The organism is Flavipsychrobacter sp. (assembly GCA_041392855.1).
GTDB lineage: Bacteria > Bacteroidota > Bacteroidia > Chitinophagales > Chitinophagaceae > UBA5543.
Genome location: JAWKLD010000001.1, coordinates 472,054 through 492,709, shown reverse-complemented (window position 1 = coordinate 492,709; position 20,656 = coordinate 472,054). Strand labels below are relative to the sequence as shown.

Here is a 20,656-nt window from a genome sequence, read left to right as displayed (position 1 = left end):
ATATTCTAGTTCTTTAATTTTTCAGCGGCTTCTAACCTTGCTCTTTTTTTCTTCATTCCTATGTTAATATCATAACCCACCATACCTATTACCTCACCATAGAAGAAGTGATGTTTTAATTTACCGTCACCCACACCCAGTGAGTTTAAGTAATTGGCAAAACCTCCTTTAAGTGTAGCTTCTAAAAACAAATTTTTCAATGGGTAGAAACGCAAACCACCCTCGGCACCTAACACATAACCTGCAACGTGAAACTTATTATCCAGCTGCTCTCCCAATACGATCACATCGGAACGCGGAACAACAATACCACCACCTAGTTTCCATATCACAGTTGCCATTCTTCTACCATTATTTTTATTAGCCAGCAGCTCTTTTTGACCAACATAGTTGATCATATAAAAGTTAGCTCCATTAGTATGGTCTACATGCGCAAAGTGACGATGCACAAATGTATCCTTATCTATCTGATTGCCGCGTATTTGCCCCTTCACTCTTAGTGTTTCATAATCGCGCATTACATACTTGGCATGATCGTAATTGATCTCGATAGCATGCGTACGTTCTTTATTCAAATAGAAACCTATACGGTAACTATTTTGTGGTATGGTTATGTCTATCGGATTATTTTTGAATGCAGCAAAGTCGGGTTGGTCAGTAGCCCTTACATCATAAATAGTAAAGTCGTAATTACTCCCTTTAAATTGTATATCGCTCTTCGAATACCAATCTCTATTGTACCCCCACTGAAAGTACATACCATTGTAAGATGGTTTCTTGATTTTGATAAACTGTCCGTTGGCTTGGATGGCTGTTGCCGCTATAAGAATAGTTAATAATACTTGACGCATGACTTGTAATGAATGTAAACGCTGCGCAAAATTACGATTTTTTAGCCCAGCCGCTCTCAAAAACTACATTTTTTCTATAATGCCTGCTATTCCTTGTCCTCCGCCCACACATGCGGTCACCATTCCATATTTCTTGCCCAAGCGTTCCATATCGTTAAGTAACTGTATGGTAAGCTTAGCACCACTACAACCTAACGGGTGTCCTAAAGAGATCGCACCACCATTAATATTTACAATATCAGGATTCATACCCAGCTCGCGTATCACAGCCAGCGATTGTGAAGCAAATGCCTCGTTGAGCTCTATCAGGTCAATATCATTCAACTGCATCCCTACTTGCTTCAATACTTTAGGTACTGCTGCTACAGGTCCAATACCCATTATACGAGGGTCTACCCCTGCTGCGGCACAGCCCACTAGTCTACCCCATGGTTTTAGCCCCAATTGGTTCATCAGCTTTTCGCCCATCACGATAACAAAGGCTGCACCGTCTGATGTTTGAGAAGAGTTACCCGCCGTTACGGTGCCCGCTTCAGCAAATACAGGTCTCAACTTAGCTAGTGCTTCCATAGAGGTATCGGCACGCGGACCTTCATCAGTATCTACTATATATTCTTTTTCTACTCTCTTACCTTTAGCATTCAGCCCTATCTCCTTTACTGTAAGTGGTAGTATTCCTTTTCTGAAGTACCCTTCTTCTATTGCTTTGAGTGCTTTTTGGTGAGAGTGATAAGCAAACTCGTCTTGGTCTTCACGAGATACTTTGTAATCTTTTGCTACCTGCTCGGCAGTTAAACCCATGCTTAGGTAGTAATCACCATTGTCTTTAGCAATCTCGTAGTTGGGCATGGTACGCCATCCCGCTGTAGGCACCAGACTCATACTCTCTGTACCCCCTGCAATGATGCAGTTTGCCATACCGCTCTGTATCTTAGCCGTAGCCATAGCAATGGTCTCCAGCCCCGATGCACAATAACGATTGAGCGTAGCACCCGGCGCCCACTCACCAATAGCACGGTTGGCAATGATACGCCCTACCTGTAATCCCTGCTCCGCCTCCGGCACCGCATTACCTACCAGCACATCATCTACCAGTTTAGGGTCTAGCTCTGGGACAGATGCCATCAATCCCTTTATCACATCTACCGCCATATCATCAGGACGATAGAAACGCAACCCTCCTCTTTTTGACTTACCAACTGCCGTGCGATAACCCGCTATTATATACGCTGTTTGCATAGTATTGCTTATTTATTGTGCCTTACTAAAGTTAAACAATCTATTGCAGAAGCATGTGAAGGAAAGGTGAAAATAATATGGCTAGTAACCCTTAGCATCATAAAGCAAACTATAATGAATCATTATACTGCCATTATTCAACTACATGATACTGTATGTAACTTTACACCATGAAGAAGACAGTAGTATTAGGTGCATCGACCAACCCCGCGAGATATAGTTATTTAGCCATCAATAAACTAGTGGCCAACAACCATCCTGTGGTCGCTATTGGTAGAAAAGAAGGTATGGTAGCAGATATAGATTTTCTGATAGGTACTCCACAGATTGAAGATGTAGACACGGTAACACTATACCTCAACCCTACCAATCAGCAACCTTACTACGACTACATATTGTCGCTACACCCCAAGCGTGTGATATTCAACCCCGGCACAGAGAATGACGAGCTAATAGCCCTACTGGAAAAAGAAGGCATACAAGCACAAGAAGCCTGTACGCTTGTACTCTTAGGCACTGGGCAGTATTAGTTGAAATAACAGATTATCTAAATCAGTATTTCGAACCACAAAGTGGTGAGAAATTTACTTATGTTGTTTAGAGATTTCTCTCTTCGTTCGAAATGACTTTACTGTTTTATGGAACTTCTGTGGCAATAACATCCTACAAGAGTATTAACTTGTAGGTGCATGAAATACCTTTTACCTATACTACTCCTATTTGCTGTGCAAGTTTCCTTTGCACAAAATATTACCAATAGTATAACTATTACTGGTCAAGTAATTGATGAAAAAGGAGCGCCTGCTATAAGTGCTACTGTACAAATCTCAGTAGATAGTACCGTGATAGCAGAGACAGTAACTGATTATGATGGTAATTATCAAATCAAAATAGGATATCGAAAGGAAGTTGGTACTATTATACACAAATACATTGGTAGTAAAACACATTTCATTAGAGGGATACAACTTGATAGAGACACAATAGTAAATACAATTCAACTAGAAGTAGATTCTAATTACCAAGCAGATATGGTATGTATATATGATGCCCCCTTGATATTTATAGATAGGGAAAGAAGGAGCAGCGAAAGTTTTGACACACATATTTCTACCGATGAGATAATAGAATTTCAGATGGACAAAATGATATCCAACCACAAAAACAGGTTTTTATATTTAGATACTGACTGCAAAGTAATTTTAGCACACTAATGAAAAAGCATAAACCCATACAAATATCCATACCCCAACCTTGTAGTGAGGACTGGAACAAAATGACACCACAAGAGCAAGGACGATTTTGTAATGCTTGCCAAAAATGTGTGGTAGACTTTACTGGCTTTAACGACCATCAACTGTACAATTATCTACGTGCACATAAAGACGAGAAAGTTTGTGGGCGTTTTCGTAATACACAACTCAACCGTGCAATACACATACCACCACAGCCACATAGTAGGCTCTACCGTATTGCCATAGCTGTTGGCTTAACACTAGCCATCATAAGCACAGCAGAAGTATACAGCTTTGCTAAAGCTCCTTTGATAGAATATAGCCTTCTAGACAAACCTCAAGAAGATAGTACTACCAACAATAGTGACACCACCATTATAAAAGGGAAAGTGGTAGATGAACATGGAGAGCCTATAATTAATGCAAGTGTACAATTAATAAAAGATGGAATAATAATAGGAGGGACGGTTACTAATTATGATGGCGATTTCTTGATAGATGCAAAGTCTGTAACTAACAAAACATCCCTAAAAATAAGCTACGTTGGCTTTTGTAATACTGCAATTGAAGTCCGATCAACTTCAGAACCTATTATCATTACACTAAAACTATTACCAAAAGAACAGCTTGATAATATTATCATACATACGGGAGGCGTTGTTAAAATAACAACAATAGAACCTGTCGAAGAAGATACAAATCTCGTAGACAATAGACCTCTAATTGATACACTCAACCCCAGCCCTATGAATAAAACCATTAGTGGTGATAAAATAAACAAAATGGCACACTAGCTATAGCTATGCCCCATCCATAATGCACCGCTTATACTATCTCTGCTTGCACCTGTCACTTCACTAAGCACATTGGTTTCTTCTCTCCAACGTAGCACCCCTATTAGAGCCATCACTATAGCTTCCTTATAGTTCACCGTATTAGCATCAGGCACTTGTAGAGTTACATTAGTAAGTTGCGCCTGTATCTGTTCCATCAAAAAGCTATTGTGTGCACCGCCACCTGTTACCAATAACATGGCGTTCTCTTTATCAGCAGGGTATTTATTGATGGAAGCCGCTACTTCATCTGCTATTAGCTGCACCATTGTACGTAGGAGGTCTTTTGCTTCATATCCGCTATTCAGCAGTTTGGGCAGTACCAAGTCTTTAGCCTTTTCATTACTCAACGATTTTGGTGCTGCTAGCTGGTAGTACCCTTCTTTTTTCAACTCTGATAATAGTTCTGTTATTACCTCACCGCTACGTGCTAGTTCGCCACCTTCGTCATAGTCTTTACCTACAGTTTGTGCTATAGCGTTGAGTGCTTGGTTGGCTGTACACACATCAAATGCTAAGGACTTATCTCCATTAGGGACGGTTATATTAGCAATGCCCCCTATGTTCAGTAAATAATCGTAAGCACCGTACAATAGCTGGTCGCCTATAGGCACTATCGGTGCTCCTTGTCCGCCCAGGGCTACGTCAAGATTGCGCAGATCGCTCACCACAGGCAGCCCTGTTATCGCTGCTATACTAGCCCCCTCTCCTATTTGGCAAGAGGTATTGTTTTGTGGTTCGTGCAATATGGTATGCCCATGCGAGCCGATTAGTTGTACTTGGTGGTCTATTTCATGTTTATTGATAAAGTCTTGCACCGCATTACCCAATAGTCTCCCGTATTCGGTATGTAGTCTTATATATTCAGGTACTGTAGTATTAGTTGCGTTCTTCAACCGTTCTGTCCACTCCTCTGTATAAGGAACACACTCAACTTGTAATATTTCATAACTCCATTTGCTGCCTATCTCTTCAAATCGTACAAAGGCTATATCCAACCCGTCTAGCGAGCTGCCAGACATTAATCCTATTGCTTTATAAATCATGCTGCAAAAATATATAAACGAGGAAGTAATTTTTTACGAAATTTAGCTCATGTATCAAATGCCTTATTTTTCCGAAAAGGATACCGCCACTATACTACAGTTCATGCAAGAGCACCCTTTTGCCATGCTTACAGGCTGTGCTAATAACGAACCAGTTGCCACACAAATACCACTATTAATAACTGAAAAAGAAGATCAGATAACGCTTCGTGGGCATATGATGAAAAAGACAGACCATCATAAAGCTTTCTTAGACAACCCTAATGCCTTAGTACTCTTCACTGGGGCACACTGTTATGTAAGTTCCAGCTGGTATACACACAAGGGTGAAGGCGCTACTTGGAACTATATGACTGTACAAGCCAAAGGCAAAATGGAGGTACTGAGTGAAGAGGAAACCATAAGCATACTTCAAGAAACGACAGACAAGCACGAGGAACATCAACCTAATCCTCAATTCATGCGCGATATACCAACAGAATACATCCAGAAGCATGTAAAAGCTATAGAAGGGTTTAAAATAGTAGTAACAGAGCTAAATGCCACCTTCAAACTCAGCCAAAACAGAGATGAGCAGAGCTATGATAATATCATCCAACATTTGGAAAGAATTGGCAAACACGGCGAACTGGAAATAGCCCAAAAGATGAAGGAAAGGAAATCAAAATTATTCCAATAAGAAAAGGCTACCATTTGGTAGCCTTTACATTATATCTTAAATAAGTGCAATTATGCAGTCACTTTGCTTAACGCCTCTGCCATAGTTTTACCTATATCGGCAGGACTAGCAACAACGTGAATACCACACTCACCCATAATCTTCATTTTTGCAGCAGCAGTATCATCAGCACCACCAACGATAGCACCTGCGTGACCCATACGACGACCCGGAGGCGCAGTTTGACCAGCAATGAAACCTACAACTGGTTTTCTCATGTTGTCTTTCAACCACTTAGCAGCATCAGCTTCCATGCTACCACCTATCTCACCTATCATAATGATACCATCCGTTTCAGGATCGTTCATTAATAATTCAACAGCTTCTTGTGTAGTAGTACCAATAATTGGGTCTCCACCGATACCAATTGCAGTAGAAACACCCATACCTGCCTTAACTACTTGATCAGCAGCCTCATAAGTCAAAGTACCTGACTTAGAAACAACACCGATACGACCTTTTTTGAATACAAAACCAGGCATGATACCCACTTTCGCCTCATCAGCAGTGATAACACCAGGACAGTTAGGACCTATCAAACGACAATCCTTACCATTGATATAAGCACGAGCCTTCACCATATCCTGTACAGGAATACCTTCTGTGATACAAATGATCACCTTGATACCAGCGTCAGCAGCTTCCATAATAGCATCAGCAGCAAAAGCCGGTGGTACAAAAATGATAGAAACGTCTGCACCTGTCTCATTTACAGCGTTTTGTACTGTGTTGAATACAGGACGATCTAAGTGAGTAGAACCTCCTTTACCAGGAGTAACACCACCTACAACGTTAGTACCATATTCAATCATCTGACCAGCGTGGAATGTACCTTCTGTACCAGTAAAGCCTTGTACAATGACTTTAGAATCTTTATTTACTAAAACAGCCATGAGCTAATATATCTTTAATCTGCTTAAAATATCGCGGCAAAATTAAGGTAAATACCGCCAAAACCAAACCTAATATGAATAATTATATGTGATAGAATATTTTTTTTCGTTTTCCCCCAACCCTTTTTATTAATTCTTAGTCTATACAATCACAAGACGAACTATAAATATGCAAACTATAAATATGAAGCATATTTCAGCATAGAAAATTTGTAATGGGTAATCAATTCTAGATTTCGAAGGCCGGTTTCAACCGGCTTTCTTTTTTTAAGGTCTTTTCTCCTCTACTTTGCTCATTTCTTTTGCCTTTCTAAGGAAGTCTGAGGCAAAAATGAAATCGTTCAAATTCTTGTCTTCACTGAAAATAATGTCCTTATTAGAACCTTCCCAGCTTTTTTTACCTTGATTCAGGTATAAAATATGATCCCCACTTTCCATAACCGTATTCATATCGTGAGTGTTAATAACGGTTGTTGTATTATATTCCTTGGTCAAATCCATTATCAGCCTGTCAATAACCAAGGAGGTCTTAGGATCTAAACCCGAGTTAGGTTCATCGCAAAATAAATACTTAGGGTTCAATACAATAGCTCTGGCCAACGCTACCCTTTTCTGCATACCTCCACTTATTTCTGATGGATATTTATGATTCGCACCTTCCAAATTAACCCTAGCCAATACCTCATTCACTCGCTTTTTCTTATCAGCTCTGGTATCTCTTGTAAACATATCTAAAGGGAAACGCACATTATCTGCCACAGTCATACTGTCAAATAGAGCACCGCCTTGAAATAGCATACCTATTTGCATTCTTACCTCTTTAAGGTCAGCCTCGTCCATTGTCACCAAGTCCTTACCTTCATACAGTACCTGTCCTTTCTCAGGCTTCATCAAACCTATCATACATTTGATAAAGACCGTTTTACCGCTACCACTAGTACCGATGATCAGGTTGGTTTTACCTGGCTCCATAGTAGAGCTAACATCATCCAGCACTACTTTATCACCAAAACTTTTATGTATGTTTTTTACTTCAATCATTACAGCATCAAAATAACAGGTAAAAACTCAAAAAATGTAGTATTTAACTAAAATGTTAGGTTTTAATAAAGAGTATGCTCACCATTAGTCAACAAACAGCAGTTTACCTGTAGTTGTTTGCCCCTGTGCTGACTGTAATACTAAAAGGTAGAGCCCTGCGGGTAGTGCCCCTCTATGTAGTTTTATTTCATTGCCTGAAACGCCATCTAAGTTTACCACGCGCCTACCCGAAAGGTCGAAGAGCTGAAAATCGTGTTTTTGTCCATTACTATTGTAGAGAATATTAGCGGTGTACTTACTAGGGTTGGGGAATAATGTATAAGCAGCACTGGCATCCAAGAAAAACATCTCTCTAGCGGAGGTGAACTGAATCAAACCCAGCCTTAGCTTGTAGTAAGACTTCTTATTGGCAATGGGGTTAGTATCGGTAAACTCATACCCTACAGGCTCTGTACTACTGCCACATATCCCATCTATGAAACCAATTTCTTTATAATCTATCCCGTTTTCTGACCTATAGATTTTAGTACCGTTACAGATAGAGCCTTTTTCTATCGTCCACTTTACCTGCACATGTGTACCGTCTGAAAACACATCGAAATTACGGAGCACAATATCTTGTGCCGAAACTGCTACCGAAGAACATAGTATCAGAAATGTTACGTACCACCTTACCATACTACACTATAAACTTTTGAGGCTATTTGTTTATTGTGTAGACGGAAACACTAATATATCATTACAAAAAAAGAGCCTCATAATGAGGCTCTTTTACTATTCAACCAATGTCTTTTACACTTGAAACACCCCTGTTTTAAATTCTTTTATCTCAGGGTTGTGATTAGCAGCATTAATACCTTCACTAATTACCTTGCGTGTATCTATCGGGTCTATGATATCATCTACCCATAGACGTGCCGCAGCATAGTAAGCCGTTGTTTGCTCATTATACTTGTCTGTAATTTGTTTAAGCATTTCGGCTTCTTTCTCCGGTGCTATTTCTTCCCCTTTTGCTTTTAGAGAAGCTACTTGTATTTGTAATAAGGTCTTAGCTGCTTGCGCACCACCCATTACGGCTATCTTAGCATTAGGCCACGCATAAATAAAGCGAGGGTCATAAGCCTTACCACACATCGCATAGTTGCCCGCACCATAAGAGTTACCAATCACAATGGTAATTTTCGGCACTACGGAGTTGCTCACTGCATTTACCAGTTTCGCACCATCTTTAATAATGCCAGAGTGCTCACTGCGGCTACCTACCATAAAGCCTGTAACATCTTGTAAGAACACTAACGGTATTTTCTTCTGGTTGCAGTTTTGTATAAAACGAGCTGCTTTATCGGCACTATCGTTATAGATAACACCACCTATCTGCATTTCATTCTTTGCATTTTTGATAATGCTGCGCTGGTTGGCTACTATACCTACTGCCCAGCCATCAATACGTGCATAGCCACAAACAATGGTCTTACCATAGTCTTCTTTAAACTGGTCGAACTCCGAATTATCTACTATACACTCTATAAGCTCTACTACATCGTAGGGCTTGCTATTATCGTGTGCTTGTATGCCATATATTTCTTGAGGATCTCTTTTAGGAGGTGCTGGTTTTGCTCTATCAAATCCAGCTTTAGGCTGTGCTCCTATCTTGTCCATAATGCGACGTACTTGGTCTAAACACTCTTCCTCTGTATCAAATTTATAATCTGCAATACCACTGATCTCATTATGTGTTTTAGCACCGCCTAATGTCTGCGCATCTACATCTTCACCAATAGCTGCTTTTACCAAATAGGGGCCTGCTAAGAAGATAGAACCATTACCTTCTACCATCAGTGTCTCGTCACTCATAATAGGCAAGTAAGCACCACCTGCTACACAGCTACCCATTACCGCAGCTATCTGTGTAATGCCCATGGCACTCATCTGTGCATTGTTGCGGAAGATGCGTCCGAAATGTTCTTTGTCTGGAAATATCTCATCTTGCATTGGGAGGAATACACCTGCACTATCTACCAAGTAGATAATAGGCAAACGATTCTCCATAGCTATTTCTTGCATGCGTAGGTTTTTCTTACCCGTAATTGGGAACCAAGCTCCTGCTTTTACAGTATTATCATTGGCTACTACCATACACTGGCGGCCATGTACATAACCTATACCTGCCACAGTACCACCCGATGGGCAGCCACCATATTCAGGATACATATCCCAACCCGCAAAAGAACCTATCTCTACAAACTCGCTGTCTTTATCTAACAAATAGGCTATACGTTCGCGTGGAGCTAACTTTCCTTTAGCCTTGTTTTTTTCCATATATTTCTTGCCACCACCTTGACTCACTTTGGCATGACGTTTTTTCAACTCACTAACTGCCAAACGCATTTCATCATCATTTTTATTTCTTTCCAAGCTCATTATTAGGATTATTTGTTGGCAAATATAATTGTATCTGCCCCGAATATGAAAAACTGACCTATAGCTATTATTAATCTTTATATATAGCTACTTCTGTTTCGCCGTTCCATTTGATATAAGCACGGTGCATACCTACAGTATTAAACTCTATAGACACATTGCCATGCTTATCTAAGGCTATAATGCCTCCATCTCCTCCCAGCTTCTCCAGTTTATCATGAATCATTTCTTTGGCGGCCTGCTCTACGGTCATTCCTGCCAGCTCTACTCTATCGCATACTGCTTTTGCCAATGCTAAACGGATATAATATTCTCCCCATCCCGTACAACTTACACCACAAGAATTATTGTCTGCATAAGTACCTGCACCAATAATAGGGCTATCCCCTATTCGGGCATATTTTTTCATACTCATACCACCCGTACTGGTGCCAGCAGCTATATTACCATGTATATCAAGAGCCACAGCACCTACTGTTCCATATTTCTCATCCACATTTTCAGGCTGCTTCAATGAAGACTTTCCCTTTTCTTTCTCGTTGTTTCTTTCTTTCGCCCTATTACCCTCCCACATTTTTTGATTGCTGTATGTTTTAAAATAAGAAGGTGCTACCATTGAGCAACCTACTCTTTCTGCAAACATTTCAGCACCTTTTCTAGCTAGCATTACATGTGGACTTTTCTCCATCACCATCCTTGCAGCATGTATAGGGTTACGAATAGTGGTAACACCTGCAACAGCACCTGCATTAAGTGTAGCACCATCCATTATGGAAGCATCTAACTCATTCACCCCATTATAGGCTACAACAGCACCCTTACCCGCATTGAAGTTGGAATCATTTTCAAGGGTCATGATCACCTTCTCTACCGCATCAATAGCAGAGCCTCCCCTAACCAATACATTATATCCTACAGCCAGTGCTGTTTTTAAACCATTAATATAGACCTGTTCTCTCTCTTTAGATATAGCTCCCCTTCGGATACCACCTGCCCCACCATGAATGACAAGAACAAAAGTATCTGTAGCTGAAGCTAATTTTTGAGTTTGTGCTTCTGTAGCAACTGATAGGAATACGATACATATGGAGAGTAGGATTTGTTTCATCATATCTTATTTATTGTAACAAGATACGAATTACTACTTACTCCCACCTAAATACTCTGCCCGCTATTATATACAGTACTGCGCCCCAACCAAGCAGAATGAGCAATTCTATCCGCACATCCCACAAGCTAGCCCCGTCAAAAGCTATTTTCCGCAATGCACTATTGAGGTAGGTAAGCGGCAAAGCCCTACATATGGGCTGCAGCCAGCTAGGGAAAACATCTATAGGGAAGAATGTACCTGCTAATAAGAATTGAGGTAAGGTTATTAAGTTAGACAAGGGAGGAATGGTTGTCTCACTCTTTGTAATACCACTAATGATAAAGCCAAAACCCATAAACACTAATATAGCCATGGCACTGATGAGTATCATTTCTAAAAACGTAACTATACCATTGACCAATGTATACCCAAAAGCGAAATAACCAATAGTAATAATAACTACAGCACCCATTAGTTGGAATATCATTCTGGCTATCCCTTCACTAAGTACTATTATTTCTCTTCGTACAGGTGTTGCAAAGAAACGCTTTAACACCAATGTCTGACGTAGATTGAAAAACACAAACGCAGTACCAAAAACACTACCTGCCAATAAAGAGAAACCTAACTGACCCGGCAGTATAAAATCAATAGACTTGAACTCTCTAACTGTTGCTACTTCAACTTTTACATCAGCCATGGCATCTATTTTCGCCTGTATCTCAGGATCTAATTTTTGAACAGCCTCTTGTATTAGTGACTCTAACTGCTGCAGTTTAGCTACTTGAGAAGAACTGATATTAAGTAGTATATCGTAATGTTGTTCTTCATTTGTGGTTTGTTTCAGAAGAATGGTACCCATTAGATCACCATTTTTCATCCTCTTACTTACCTCAGCAGTATCTACAAGATGTACTAGTTTAATGATTTCATTCTTATCCAAACTGTGGTACAACTCGCTAGTTGTATCTGTACCAGTCTCAACTACCAAAGACATGGAAAGCAGTTGATTGTTGCCAAACAATCCAAAAACCACTATGAACACCAATGGAAACAATATACTAAAGACCACAGCCGAAGGGCTCTTTAATATTGATTGTAAACTAGCCTTAACTAAAGCGCGCATAGCACGCAGATTGTTATAATTCCCCATATCTATTGCAACGTAAAGGTAGCTAAGACAATATAATAGTTGTTAAAAAAGCAGAGGAAATTACGGAGAAGTAGCGGAATAGCGTAAATTACAAGTTGAGCAGTTTATGAAACGAAGAATAGTCCTTTTAATATTATTGGCAATAGCTCCCCTATTATCTATGGGTGCTCGTATATACATCCCCATGGATGCAGAAAACCAAACCAACCATCTTAAAGCTTACGGCATAGCCTATAAGGCACTAAACAATGGCATGGAGGTAGACTGGCTGCTCAACTACAACGGCGGTAGCTTTGCCATGAACCAAAATGCAGATATAGAACGACTGTGTAAACTCAAGGGTGTTAGCTACGAGGTTATTTCAGAAGCTCGCTATGGAGCCATAATAAGAGAGATTGCCAATCCTGACTTCAATGGTGATATCATGAAGCTGGAAAAGGCACCAAAAATTGCAGTATATACTCCTGATGGTAAGCAACCTTGGGACGATGCTGTAACTATGGTACTCACCTACGCAGAGATACCTTATGATGAGGTATATGACACAGAAGCCTTAAAAAACAAACTACCTGAATATGATTGGCTGCATCTGCACCACGAAGATTTCACAGGGCAATATGGAAAGTTCTGGGCGGCTTATAGAAATGCCTCTTGGTACCAAAATGATGTAAAAAGAAACGAGGTGTTGGCTAAAAAGCATGGTTATAAAAAAGTATCACAACTAAAATTAGGTGTGGCTAAAAAGATACAGGAGTTTGTAGCAGGTGGCGGATATCTGTTCGCTATGTGTTCCGCAACCGACAGTTATGATATTGGCATAGCCGCGCAGAATACCGATATATGTCATGTACCTTTTGATGGCGATCCTGCGGCTACCGATGCACAACAAAAACTGGATTACTCTCAAAGCTTTGCTTTTACCGACTTCAAACTATCCATGAACCCATATGAGTATGAGTTTTCTGATATAGACAATACTAGAATGAGAAATGTAAAAATGGAGATAGACTACTTTACCTTATTTACCTTCTCTGCCAAGTTTGACCCTGTACCTACCATGCTTTGCCAAAACCATACCACAACAGTAAAAGGGTTTATGGGGCAAACCACTTCTTTCAGAAATGAAGTGTTGAAGAAAAATGTATTGGTAATGGGTGAGTATAAACCAGCTAACGAAGCGCGCTATATACATGGTGATTTTGGTAAAGGCACTTGGACCTTTTATGGCGGTCATGACCCTGAAGACTACCAACATGCTATTGGCGACCCTCCTACAGACCTTAGCCTACACCCCAACTCTCCCGGCTATCGTTTAATACTTAACAACGTATTATTTCCGGCAGCTAAGAAGAAACCAAGAAAAACTTAATTCATTGTTCCAGTTTCGTCTATTAGCTTTTGCATCTTCTTAGTGAGTTTTGACTTTACCAATTCATAAGATTTAGCAAGATACTCCTGCCATTCTTGCTTTTTCAAAGCCCCTCTTTTTTGTACTGATACCCATTGCCTCTTAGCAAAATATGGTGCTTGTGTAATACCTTCTCTTTCTATCAGTTCATCAAACTCATCTGGGTCTATTTTGAATGATACGTTGGTATTATCATGCAGACCTGTAATACAAAATATCTTTTCACCTACAGTAAAACTCAGATGATCCTCAAACTTTATCTCTTCTTTTACTGCAGGCAGACTCAAACAAAAATCAGTTAACTGTTCGGTATTCATGATATAAAAATAAGAAAGGCTACTCTACTGAGCAGCCTTTAATTTATACTTTATGGTCAGCTTTACTTGATCTTCCAACGAAGACCAGCGTATATATTTCTACCCATTACCGGCCCCCAAATCATTGAAGCATCAAACTCATTACCAAAAGGCTGGTTAGAAGCTATAATAGGAGATGGCTGTAGGAAGTTGGTCAAATTCTCTCCTCCTAAGTAAACCTCTATCGACTTATTCCAGGTCTTGCTTATTTGTGCATTCATCAATACGAATGAAGGTGATTCCGCTGAAGGAATTGTGCTATTCATTCCTGTATTTACAGAAGGCACTCTCTTTGAGCTTATCCACTGCACAGTATAGTCGAAACGCCAAACATTCTTTGTTTCATAAGACAGATTTACAAATGCTCGATGTCTGGCGATTAAAGGTTTTTCTTTCAATACGCCACCATATGTCGTTTTCACATCAAACAGTCGGTAGGCCAATCGAACATCAAAACGAACAAGAGGCTCATAGTCTAACTGCGCTTGAAAGCTATTAGCAAAAGACTGACCATTCAAATTATAGAAGCGTACACTACTAGGTGTCTCTACATCTACCACTACTTGGTTTTGAAATTGTGTATAGTAGTAGTCCATAGAGAAAGCGCCATCTCTATAATTCAATCTGAATTTCTGCGTAAGGTTGATACCATAATTCCAAGCTATCTCCTGATCAAGACCGTAAGGGTTATTAGCATCAGTACCTAAGAACATAAAGTTTCTACGCGAAGCCATGTACCCCATATTCTCGGCCAAGATATTGGCAGTACGTTGTGCCCTACCTACTGATGCGCGTATTGCTGTCAGCTCAAAAGGGGCATAGCGAACATGTAATCGCGGTGTTAAAAAGCCACCAAATATATTGTGATAGTCACCTCGCAAACCTGCTACCACATTAAATATAGAAAGGTGATTATAAGTATACTCTACAAAAGCACCCGGCACGAACTCATTACGAGTGAAATTCCTTAACTCAAACTGTTCGTCATAGTTATCTACCAACGCACTAGCACCTGTCTTTAAAATATGGTTCGTATTATTCAGGATGGTTTGGTAGATCAAATTAGCATAGAAGCTGGTTTGGTTCGCATCATAATTACGTTTGCCATAAAGACTGGCTTGTTCATGACGTGTACCTGACAACTGTAGCCCCACACTTGTTCCCGGCTTTTTAAACACTCTACCGATCTTTGCCCAACCTTCGTAACGTCTTATATTCATTTGATAGCCCCATGGATTACCTGCTACTTGCTCTGTACCCTTATCAAAATTCAGCTGCCCTCCAATTTGGTCTAGATAAGTACCCTTCACACCCGCTTGCATTTCCCAACCATTGGGGTTGAAGTAAAACCACCTGTTGATACCGATATAGCTACTGTTCAATGGCTGATCCATAAAACCATCACTATTCATATCGTTCTTGCGCCAACGCCCACTAGCATGTGCGAAGAAATTGGTAGAGAGTTTTTTATTGAACTTATGCTGGTATATCACATTAGCTTCACTTCTACCTTGTACATTCTGATATAGATTAACATTCCACTTTTCGGCCTTCTCTGCAAAAGGCTTTTTTAGCTCTATATTGATCTGACCGGCAAGACCTTCGTAACCATTCACTACACTACCCGTACCTTTACTCAACTGCATACCTTGCAGCCAAGTACCCGGCGTAAAGGTTAACCCTGTTACAGAAGACAGACCTCTCACATCAGGAATATTCTCTCTGGTAATTAATGTGTATGGCCCAGCAAGACCAAGCATTTGTATTTGCTTATAACCAGACACTGCATCGGTAAAAGCAACGTCTACAGAAGGTGTGGTTTCAAAGCTTTCACTTAAGTTACAGCAGGCTGCTTTTAGAAACTCTTTTTCACCTATTTCTTCTGTTTTACGAGGGTCTAGCAAACTAAGCTCATTACCTTTTCTACGGTAGGTTACCACAGCTTCTTCCAGTTGCTTTACAGTTTTTAGTATTACCCCTATTTGGTTAGCTCCTGGCTTTAATGCTACAGTGTCTGCTACATAACTTAGTTGACTTACGATTATGGTCTTATTGGCTTCAGGGATGGACAATCTAAAGGTTCCATCGGCATCAGTTTGAGTACCTATAGCTGTATTAGGCACCCTTACAATAGCTCCTGCAAGTGGCACTTTTTCGCCTTTAACTTCTTCGAAAATAGTACCGTATACTGCCCGCTCCTGTGCAAAGACAGTATTAGTATATAAGATGCTCATCAGCATTATTAGTGCTGACCAGCTTATTTTATCAATGATTCTCATTTTGTTCTATTTATCTTCACTACAAGTGCCCGTTCTGTAAAGGCAACAAGCTGGCAATTTTGAATAATCCTCTTCTTTAGCAGTAAATCCTTCAGAATCGTGGCCTGAATCGGCAACGCTCTTTAAGATATGCTCCTTTGAGGTTTTAGAAGGACGGTAGGTTACTGTAAGCATTTTGGTCTTCTTGTCCCATTCTGCTCTTTTAACACCTTTTACATAAGCTGCTTTTTCGATGCGTTCTTCACACTCACCGCAATTGCCACTTACCAAATAGGCTTCTGTAACAATATCCTTCTTCTTGTCTTGTGCCAACAAGGAAGTAGAACAAATGATTATAGAAAGGAAAATTATTAATTGTTTCATTTTTACATTTTACTGGTTCATTAAAATAAGAATAACATGTCAAAAAAATTGAGATTCTTACCTTAACCGTAAAATGTAAAACTAGTATTTAACTTATATAGAGGGATATTCTGCCATAACCCTGGCGGGGCATTAGCATTATAAAACAACCCTTTTACCTCGCATTGTTTATATGTAAAATCATATAAACAATTATGCTGTGGAATAATAGCTATATCTAAGAAACTGAAATCTTGATAAAAGCTTGGCGTGCTTTGATAATCCTGCGCTATCTTAGCTTTAATAACTTTATCACTGCAGCAACCATGACTTTCAGGCATTTTATCACAGCCATCATCTCCACAACTATCTGCCTTCATAGCGAAGACATTCCAAGAATCTAACTTCTGACCACAATAATGCAACTGTATGATCACTCCTGATGCAGCGATCATGTAGATGAAAAGTAATGGTATGGATATGAGCTTTCGCACTATTTGCAAAGGTACTAACTAATACGTTAATGAAATAATAAGACCGTTTTGTAACTTTCCCGCATGAGAAACCCATTTCAAATAGGTGATATAAAAACATTTACACACACTGTACTTAAAGCAGATAGTGCCACTTTTGAAAGTGGTGAGGTGCACCCTGTTTATGCCACATTTGCCCTAGCAAGAGATGCAGAATGGAGTGGACGCCTCTTTGTTTTAGAAATGAAAGAAGAGGACGAGGAAGGTATAGGCACAAAAATAACCGTTAACCATCACTCCCCTGCTCTTATAGGTCAGGAAGTTGTCTTTACGGCAACTCTTGTATCTGTCAATAAAAATGAAGTAATAACAGATTATACCGCAAAAGTAAAAGGCCGCCTGATAGCAGACGGCACTCAAATTCAAAAAATAGTTAATAAAGAAAAGATCAATAGACTTTTTCAAGCCTTAACTTAACCCTTCTTTAGCTCTGCGCCTATCATAGCCGACAAGTGCTTTGCCCATATAGCATACTCTTTTGCAGAGTAGTGTAATTTATCTTCTACTAAATACTCTTCCTGAGTACCATGCAACCTTGAACTTTCTGTTATCTCCAAATAGTTACACTTATACTCTGATGTTATTGAACGCTTTACTTTATTAAAGGCATCAATATCCTTAGCTATAGCTTCTCTATCTTTCCCTTCGGCAAAAGGAGTTACCCCCCAATCAGGAATAGATAATACAAATACTCTATCAGGATTTCCACCTGCAAAAGCAATTGCCTGCTTTAATAAGTCGGTATACTCTTCTTTGAAGTTATCCGTACTTCTTCCTCTGTATTGATTATTAACTCCTATAAGTAAAGTAACAAAAGAGAAAGTATCGGTAATGTTATGCTCTCGGATAGAAGTAGCAAGCTCGTCGGTTGTCCAGCCAGTAGTAGCAATTACTACAGGATCGGTAATATCAAGACCAGATCTTCTAAGGTTAGCGGTTGTTTGGCTAGGGAAATTATCGGCAAAAGGAACCTTTTCGCCTATTGTATAAGAATCCCCTAAAGCTAAGTATGTGTACATTGATTTTGTTTTCATTTTTGCATTGGCACCTGCCCGTACAAATAAGACGGCGCAAGATACAATAAAGGTGATAACAGTAAACCTATTTATTAATATTTGATATAACAACTAGCTAAAATGTTTTTTTATCATCAACCCCAAAAACCCTATATCTACCTGCTCTATAGGATGTTGAGTATTAGGCAGCACACCCATATGAGCATTGGGTAAGTTTTTATACACATCCAAAGTTTCCTCAAGTGTCACCATTTTATCCTTATCCCCAATCAATATTAACACGAAGTTATTAACCAATTTGTAATCCTCTATTGACATGGCATTCTGCTCTCCCAAACCTTGCAACATTTCTTTGGTCTTTTCTAATACTTCCTCCCAACTATTGGGTGCATGTCTCTTAGCCAACGTTGCGGCAAAAGCAGGCACTTTCTCTTTAATGACCAAGGCGTTCATCATCTTCGACTCTTTTTCAGCCGTAGGTACATCCCAATAAAACTTAGTAGCTAATGTCACTATTTTGCCTACCCTATCAGGATAATGTTTAGCCATATATAAGGCCACATAGCCCCCCATACTATAACCAAAAATATCAATGCTTTGTATTTGCTCTTTATCAAGATAATCCACCACTTCTTTAGCGAATAAACCTATAGAAAATGGTTCTTGAGGAAATGGCTGACCACCATGACCCGAAAAATCAAGTGTATGTACATTGTAGCTATCTGCTAATATTTCTTTCAATGGTAATAACTGGTCGGACGCGCCTATTGCGCCGTGTAGTAGTAATATCGGTTGCATTTTGTGAAGATAAAGAAAGAGAAATTACACTCCCAAACCAATACATATACTTAACACTCATCTGTTAAAAACAGCCCGATCCTTTAACAAAATACCCTGTTTAACAGTTCTTTGGGAAAAAGAGGAATCAGTTTTGGATTACCCTAGTTGAACAAAAACAAAGTGTTATGACCAGATATATTAGACTAGCAGGAGTATTGATGACAGCTCTTTTATTAGTAGCATTCATTACCCCAATAGAAAAAGCAAAGGCACAACCTAACGTTTCTGTTTCCTTCAATATGTTTTATGACAACCTTTCTCCTTATGGAGATTGGATAGACTATCAAGGTAATGGATATGCATGGATACCAAGAGGTGTAGGCAGAGATTTCCGCCCTTATTATACTAATGGTAATTGGGCAATGACAGAGTATGGTAATACCTGGGTATCTGACTATGATTGGGGCTGGGCACCCTTCCACTATGGTAGATGGACCTATGACAACTATTATGGTTGGATATGGTTACCGGATACACAATGGGGACCTGCTTGGGTAACTTGGCGTAATGGAGGTGGTTACTATGGTTGGGCACCTATGGGACCAGGTGTAACTGTAAATATGTGTGCAGGACCAAACTTTCAAGTACGTAGCGACTGGTGGGTATTTATACCAAATAGATACATACACACAAGAGGTTTCCAAAGATATTATAGAGGCCCTCAATACAACACTACTATCATTAACAATACCACCATCATTAATAACACATACAGAAACGCTTATGTGTATGGCCCTCGTAGAGCTACAATACAAAGACATACAGGAAGAAACGTTCAAGTATATGCGCTACGTAATGGCAATAGAGCTGGAAGAGCAAGGGTTAGAAACGGTGCATTAAATATGTACAGACCAAATGTAGGCCAAAGACAAGCTAATACGCGCCCTAGAAACGTAGTAAGTACTAGGAATGGTAATAGAGGGCAACAAGGCGTAAGACAAGGACAGAGAAGAACAGTTGCTACTCCACCACAGCAAAACAGACAACATGCTGCTGTGCCTAACAGAAATAATGGACAAAGAGTAGCACAGCAACAAAACCGTCAACAAAAAAACATAACACAGCAAAGACAACGTAGCTGGCAACAACAAAATACGAACAGACAACCTTCGGCGGTTCAAAACAGAGCAGGACAAACACAACAACGTTCTTATAGAAACACACAAAGAACAAGACCAGCATCACAAAGTAGGCCTACTGCACAAAGAAGCAATAGCTATAGCAGAACGAGACAAGCTACTCCACCTGCTAGGGCGCAAAGACAAAGTAGACCAACAAGCCAAAGAGCTACTGCACCTGCAAGACAATCAACTCAAAGGAGTTCTGGAGGTGCATCAAACAGGAATAGAGGAAAAAGATAAA

Annotated in this window: 22 protein-coding genes; 7 read left to right on the top strand and 15 right to left on the bottom strand. The window is 39.8% G+C overall.

The features are described 5' to 3' along the window. Positions 1-5 precede the first annotated feature (5 nt). Together R2800_02445 and R2800_02440 are read right to left on the bottom strand one after the other, a co-directional pair. Entirely contained in the window at positions 6-851 is an 846-nt protein-coding gene (locus R2800_02445) for a hypothetical protein (GenBank protein MEZ5015882.1), read from the bottom strand. 63 nt (positions 852-914) lie between these two features. Beyond that, positions 915-2,090: an acetyl-CoA C-acyltransferase gene (locus R2800_02440; GenBank protein MEZ5015881.1), complete on the bottom strand. Its 1,176-nt coding sequence runs from the start codon at positions 2,088-2,090 to the stop codon at positions 915-917. Positions 2,091-2,260: 170 nt separating this feature from the next. On the opposite strand from R2800_02440, the gene R2800_02435 reads away from it, so the two are divergent. The 3 genes from R2800_02435 to R2800_02425 all read left to right on the top strand — a co-directional run bounded on the left by R2800_02435 (position 2,261) and on the right by R2800_02425 (position 4,119). After that, positions 2,261-2,620 carry a CoA-binding protein gene (locus R2800_02435; protein ID MEZ5015880.1) on the top strand — a complete coding sequence of 120 codons (360 nt, stop codon included), beginning with the start codon at positions 2,261-2,263 and terminating at the stop codon, positions 2,618-2,620. Between the two features lie 159 nt (positions 2,621-2,779). Beyond that, complete coding sequence (locus R2800_02430) at positions 2,780-3,304, top strand: hypothetical protein (protein ID MEZ5015879.1); 525 nt, start codon at positions 2,780-2,782, stop codon at positions 3,302-3,304. Beyond that, the gene (locus R2800_02425; protein MEZ5015878.1) at positions 3,304-4,119 is read left to right on the top strand and encodes a carboxypeptidase-like regulatory domain-containing protein; all 816 of its coding nucleotides are present in this window, start codon (positions 3,304-3,306) and stop codon (positions 4,117-4,119) included. The genes R2800_02430 and R2800_02425 overlap by 1 nt, the downstream gene beginning before the upstream one ends. On the opposite strand, the gene R2800_02420 is transcribed toward R2800_02425, so the two are convergent. Beyond that, a complete protein-coding gene (locus R2800_02420; GenBank protein ID MEZ5015877.1) occupies positions 4,116-5,204 on the bottom strand; it encodes an anhydro-N-acetylmuramic acid kinase in 1,089 nt (362 codons plus the stop codon). The genes R2800_02425 and R2800_02420 overlap by 4 nt on opposite strands. Before the next feature lie 58 nt (positions 5,205-5,262). Here R2800_02420 and R2800_02415 point away from each other — a divergent pair, with 58 nt between their 5' ends. Then, positions 5,263-5,883: an FMN-binding negative transcriptional regulator gene (locus R2800_02415; protein MEZ5015876.1), complete on the top strand. Its 621-nt coding sequence runs from the start codon at positions 5,263-5,265 to the stop codon at positions 5,881-5,883. Positions 5,884-5,933: 50 nt separating this feature from the next. Here R2800_02415 and sucD read toward each other — a convergent pair whose 3' ends face one another. The 6 genes from sucD to R2800_02385 form a co-directional block, all read right to left on the bottom strand. Continuing rightward, entirely contained in the window at positions 5,934-6,815 is an 882-nt protein-coding gene (gene sucD, locus R2800_02410; GenBank protein MEZ5015875.1) for a succinate--CoA ligase subunit alpha, read from the bottom strand. Positions 6,816-7,082: 267 nt separating this feature from the next. Next, entirely contained in the window at positions 7,083-7,856 is a 774-nt protein-coding gene (locus R2800_02405) for an ABC transporter ATP-binding protein (GenBank protein ID MEZ5015874.1), read from the bottom strand. A gap of 84 nt (positions 7,857-7,940) precedes the next feature. Then, positions 7,941-8,534, bottom strand: coding sequence for a T9SS type A sorting domain-containing protein (locus R2800_02400; protein MEZ5015873.1), 594 nt, complete (start codon positions 8,532-8,534; stop codon positions 7,941-7,943). A gap of 114 nt (positions 8,535-8,648) precedes the next feature. Further along, positions 8,649-10,277, bottom strand: coding sequence for a carboxyl transferase domain-containing protein (locus R2800_02395; GenBank protein MEZ5015872.1), 1,629 nt, complete (start codon positions 10,275-10,277; stop codon positions 8,649-8,651). Between the two features lie 70 nt (positions 10,278-10,347). Continuing rightward, positions 10,348-11,388 carry an isoaspartyl peptidase/L-asparaginase gene (locus tag R2800_02390; GenBank protein ID MEZ5015871.1) on the bottom strand — a complete coding sequence of 347 codons (1,041 nt, stop codon included), beginning with the start codon at positions 11,386-11,388 and terminating at the stop codon, positions 10,348-10,350. 34 nt (positions 11,389-11,422) lie between these two features. Beyond that, positions 11,423-12,493 (bottom strand): ABC transporter permease, encoded by a 1,071-nt coding sequence (locus R2800_02385; GenBank protein ID MEZ5015870.1) that lies wholly within the window; start codon positions 12,491-12,493, stop codon positions 11,423-11,425. Between the two features lie 133 nt (positions 12,494-12,626). On the opposite strand from R2800_02385, the gene R2800_02380 reads away from it, so the two are divergent. Further along, a complete protein-coding gene (locus R2800_02380; GenBank protein ID MEZ5015869.1) occupies positions 12,627-13,889 on the top strand; it encodes a hypothetical protein in 1,263 nt (420 codons plus the stop codon). On the opposite strand, the gene R2800_02375 is transcribed toward R2800_02380, so the two are convergent. The 4 genes from R2800_02375 to R2800_02360 form a co-directional block, all read right to left on the bottom strand. After that, on the bottom strand, positions 13,886-14,245 hold the full coding sequence (locus R2800_02375) for an MmcQ/YjbR family DNA-binding protein (protein MEZ5015868.1): 360 nt from the start codon (positions 14,243-14,245) through the stop codon (positions 13,886-13,888). The genes R2800_02380 and R2800_02375 overlap by 4 nt on opposite strands. Before the next feature lie 62 nt (positions 14,246-14,307). Continuing rightward, entirely contained in the window at positions 14,308-16,563 is a 2,256-nt protein-coding gene (locus tag R2800_02370; GenBank protein ID MEZ5015867.1) for a TonB-dependent receptor, read from the bottom strand. Between the two features lie 6 nt (positions 16,564-16,569). Further along, on the bottom strand, positions 16,570-16,926 hold the full coding sequence (locus R2800_02365) for a heavy-metal-associated domain-containing protein (protein ID MEZ5015866.1): 357 nt from the start codon (positions 16,924-16,926) through the stop codon (positions 16,570-16,572). 62 nt (positions 16,927-16,988) lie between these two features. Further along, positions 16,989-17,399, bottom strand: a complete 411-nt coding sequence (locus tag R2800_02360) for a hypothetical protein (GenBank protein MEZ5015865.1) — start codon at positions 17,397-17,399, stop codon at positions 16,989-16,991. A 63-nt stretch (positions 17,400-17,462) separates the two neighbouring features. Between R2800_02360 and R2800_02355 the strand changes: the two genes are divergently transcribed. After that, entirely contained in the window at positions 17,463-17,855 is a 393-nt protein-coding gene (locus tag R2800_02355) for a hypothetical protein (GenBank protein MEZ5015864.1), read from the top strand. Here R2800_02355 and R2800_02350 read toward each other — a convergent pair. Together R2800_02350 and R2800_02345 are read right to left on the bottom strand one after the other, a co-directional pair. Beyond that, on the bottom strand, positions 17,852-18,472 hold the full coding sequence (locus R2800_02350; GenBank protein MEZ5015863.1) for an SGNH/GDSL hydrolase family protein: 621 nt from the start codon (positions 18,470-18,472) through the stop codon (positions 17,852-17,854). The two genes, R2800_02355 and R2800_02350, sit on opposite strands and share 4 nt — an antisense overlap. 93 nt (positions 18,473-18,565) lie before the next feature. Beyond that, positions 18,566-19,252 carry an alpha/beta fold hydrolase gene (locus tag R2800_02345; GenBank protein ID MEZ5015862.1) on the bottom strand — a complete coding sequence of 229 codons (687 nt, stop codon included), beginning with the start codon at positions 19,250-19,252 and terminating at the stop codon, positions 18,566-18,568. Between the two features lie 167 nt (positions 19,253-19,419). On the opposite strand from R2800_02345, the gene R2800_02340 reads away from it, so the two are divergent. Then, positions 19,420-20,655: a DUF6600 domain-containing protein gene (locus R2800_02340; GenBank protein ID MEZ5015861.1), complete on the top strand. Its 1,236-nt coding sequence runs from the start codon at positions 19,420-19,422 to the stop codon at positions 20,653-20,655. The last annotated feature ends 1 nt before the right edge of the window (position 20,656 follow it).

Coding starts and splice junctions, on each gene's coding strand:
- R2800_02365 (MEZ5015866.1), bottom strand. CDS start 16,926: ATGAAACAATTAATAATTTTCCTTTCTATAATCATTTGTTCTACTTCC.
- R2800_02345 (MEZ5015862.1), bottom strand. CDS start 19,252: ATGCAACCGATATTACTACTACACGGCGCAATAGGCGCGTCCGACCAG.
- R2800_02375 (MEZ5015868.1), bottom strand. CDS start 14,245: ATGAATACCGAACAGTTAACTGATTTTTGTTTGAGTCTGCCTGCAGTA.
- sucD (MEZ5015875.1), bottom strand. CDS start 6,815: ATGGCTGTTTTAGTAAATAAAGATTCTAAAGTCATTGTACAAGGCTTT.
- R2800_02385 (MEZ5015870.1), bottom strand. CDS start 12,493: ATGCGCGCTTTAGTTAAGGCTAGTTTACAATCAATATTAAAGAGCCCT.
- R2800_02370 (MEZ5015867.1), bottom strand. CDS start 16,563: ATGAGAATCATTGATAAAATAAGCTGGTCAGCACTAATAATGCTGATG.
- R2800_02425 (MEZ5015878.1), top strand. CDS start 3,304: ATGAAAAAGCATAAACCCATACAAATATCCATACCCCAACCTTGTAGT.
- R2800_02400 (MEZ5015873.1), bottom strand. CDS start 8,534: ATGGTAAGGTGGTACGTAACATTTCTGATACTATGTTCTTCGGTAGCA.
- R2800_02445 (MEZ5015882.1), bottom strand. CDS start 851: ATGCGTCAAGTATTATTAACTATTCTTATAGCGGCAACAGCCATCCAA.
- R2800_02380 (MEZ5015869.1), top strand. CDS start 12,627: ATGAAACGAAGAATAGTCCTTTTAATATTATTGGCAATAGCTCCCCTA.
- R2800_02390 (MEZ5015871.1), bottom strand. CDS start 11,388: ATGATGAAACAAATCCTACTCTCCATATGTATCGTATTCCTATCAGTT.
- R2800_02420 (MEZ5015877.1), bottom strand. CDS start 5,204: ATGATTTATAAAGCAATAGGATTAATGTCTGGCAGCTCGCTAGACGGG.
- R2800_02350 (MEZ5015863.1), bottom strand. CDS start 18,472: ATGAAAACAAAATCAATGTACACATACTTAGCTTTAGGGGATTCTTAT.
- R2800_02395 (MEZ5015872.1), bottom strand. CDS start 10,277: ATGAGCTTGGAAAGAAATAAAAATGATGATGAAATGCGTTTGGCAGTT.
- R2800_02340 (MEZ5015861.1), top strand. CDS start 19,420: ATGACCAGATATATTAGACTAGCAGGAGTATTGATGACAGCTCTTTTA.
- R2800_02435 (MEZ5015880.1), top strand. CDS start 2,261: ATGAAGAAGACAGTAGTATTAGGTGCATCGACCAACCCCGCGAGATAT.
- R2800_02415 (MEZ5015876.1), top strand. CDS start 5,263: ATGCCTTATTTTTCCGAAAAGGATACCGCCACTATACTACAGTTCATG.
- R2800_02355 (MEZ5015864.1), top strand. CDS start 17,463: ATGAGAAACCCATTTCAAATAGGTGATATAAAAACATTTACACACACT.
- R2800_02430 (MEZ5015879.1), top strand. CDS start 2,780: ATGAAATACCTTTTACCTATACTACTCCTATTTGCTGTGCAAGTTTCC.
- R2800_02405 (MEZ5015874.1), bottom strand. CDS start 7,856: ATGATTGAAGTAAAAAACATACATAAAAGTTTTGGTGATAAAGTAGTG.
- R2800_02440 (MEZ5015881.1), bottom strand. CDS start 2,090: ATGCAAACAGCGTATATAATAGCGGGTTATCGCACGGCAGTTGGTAAG.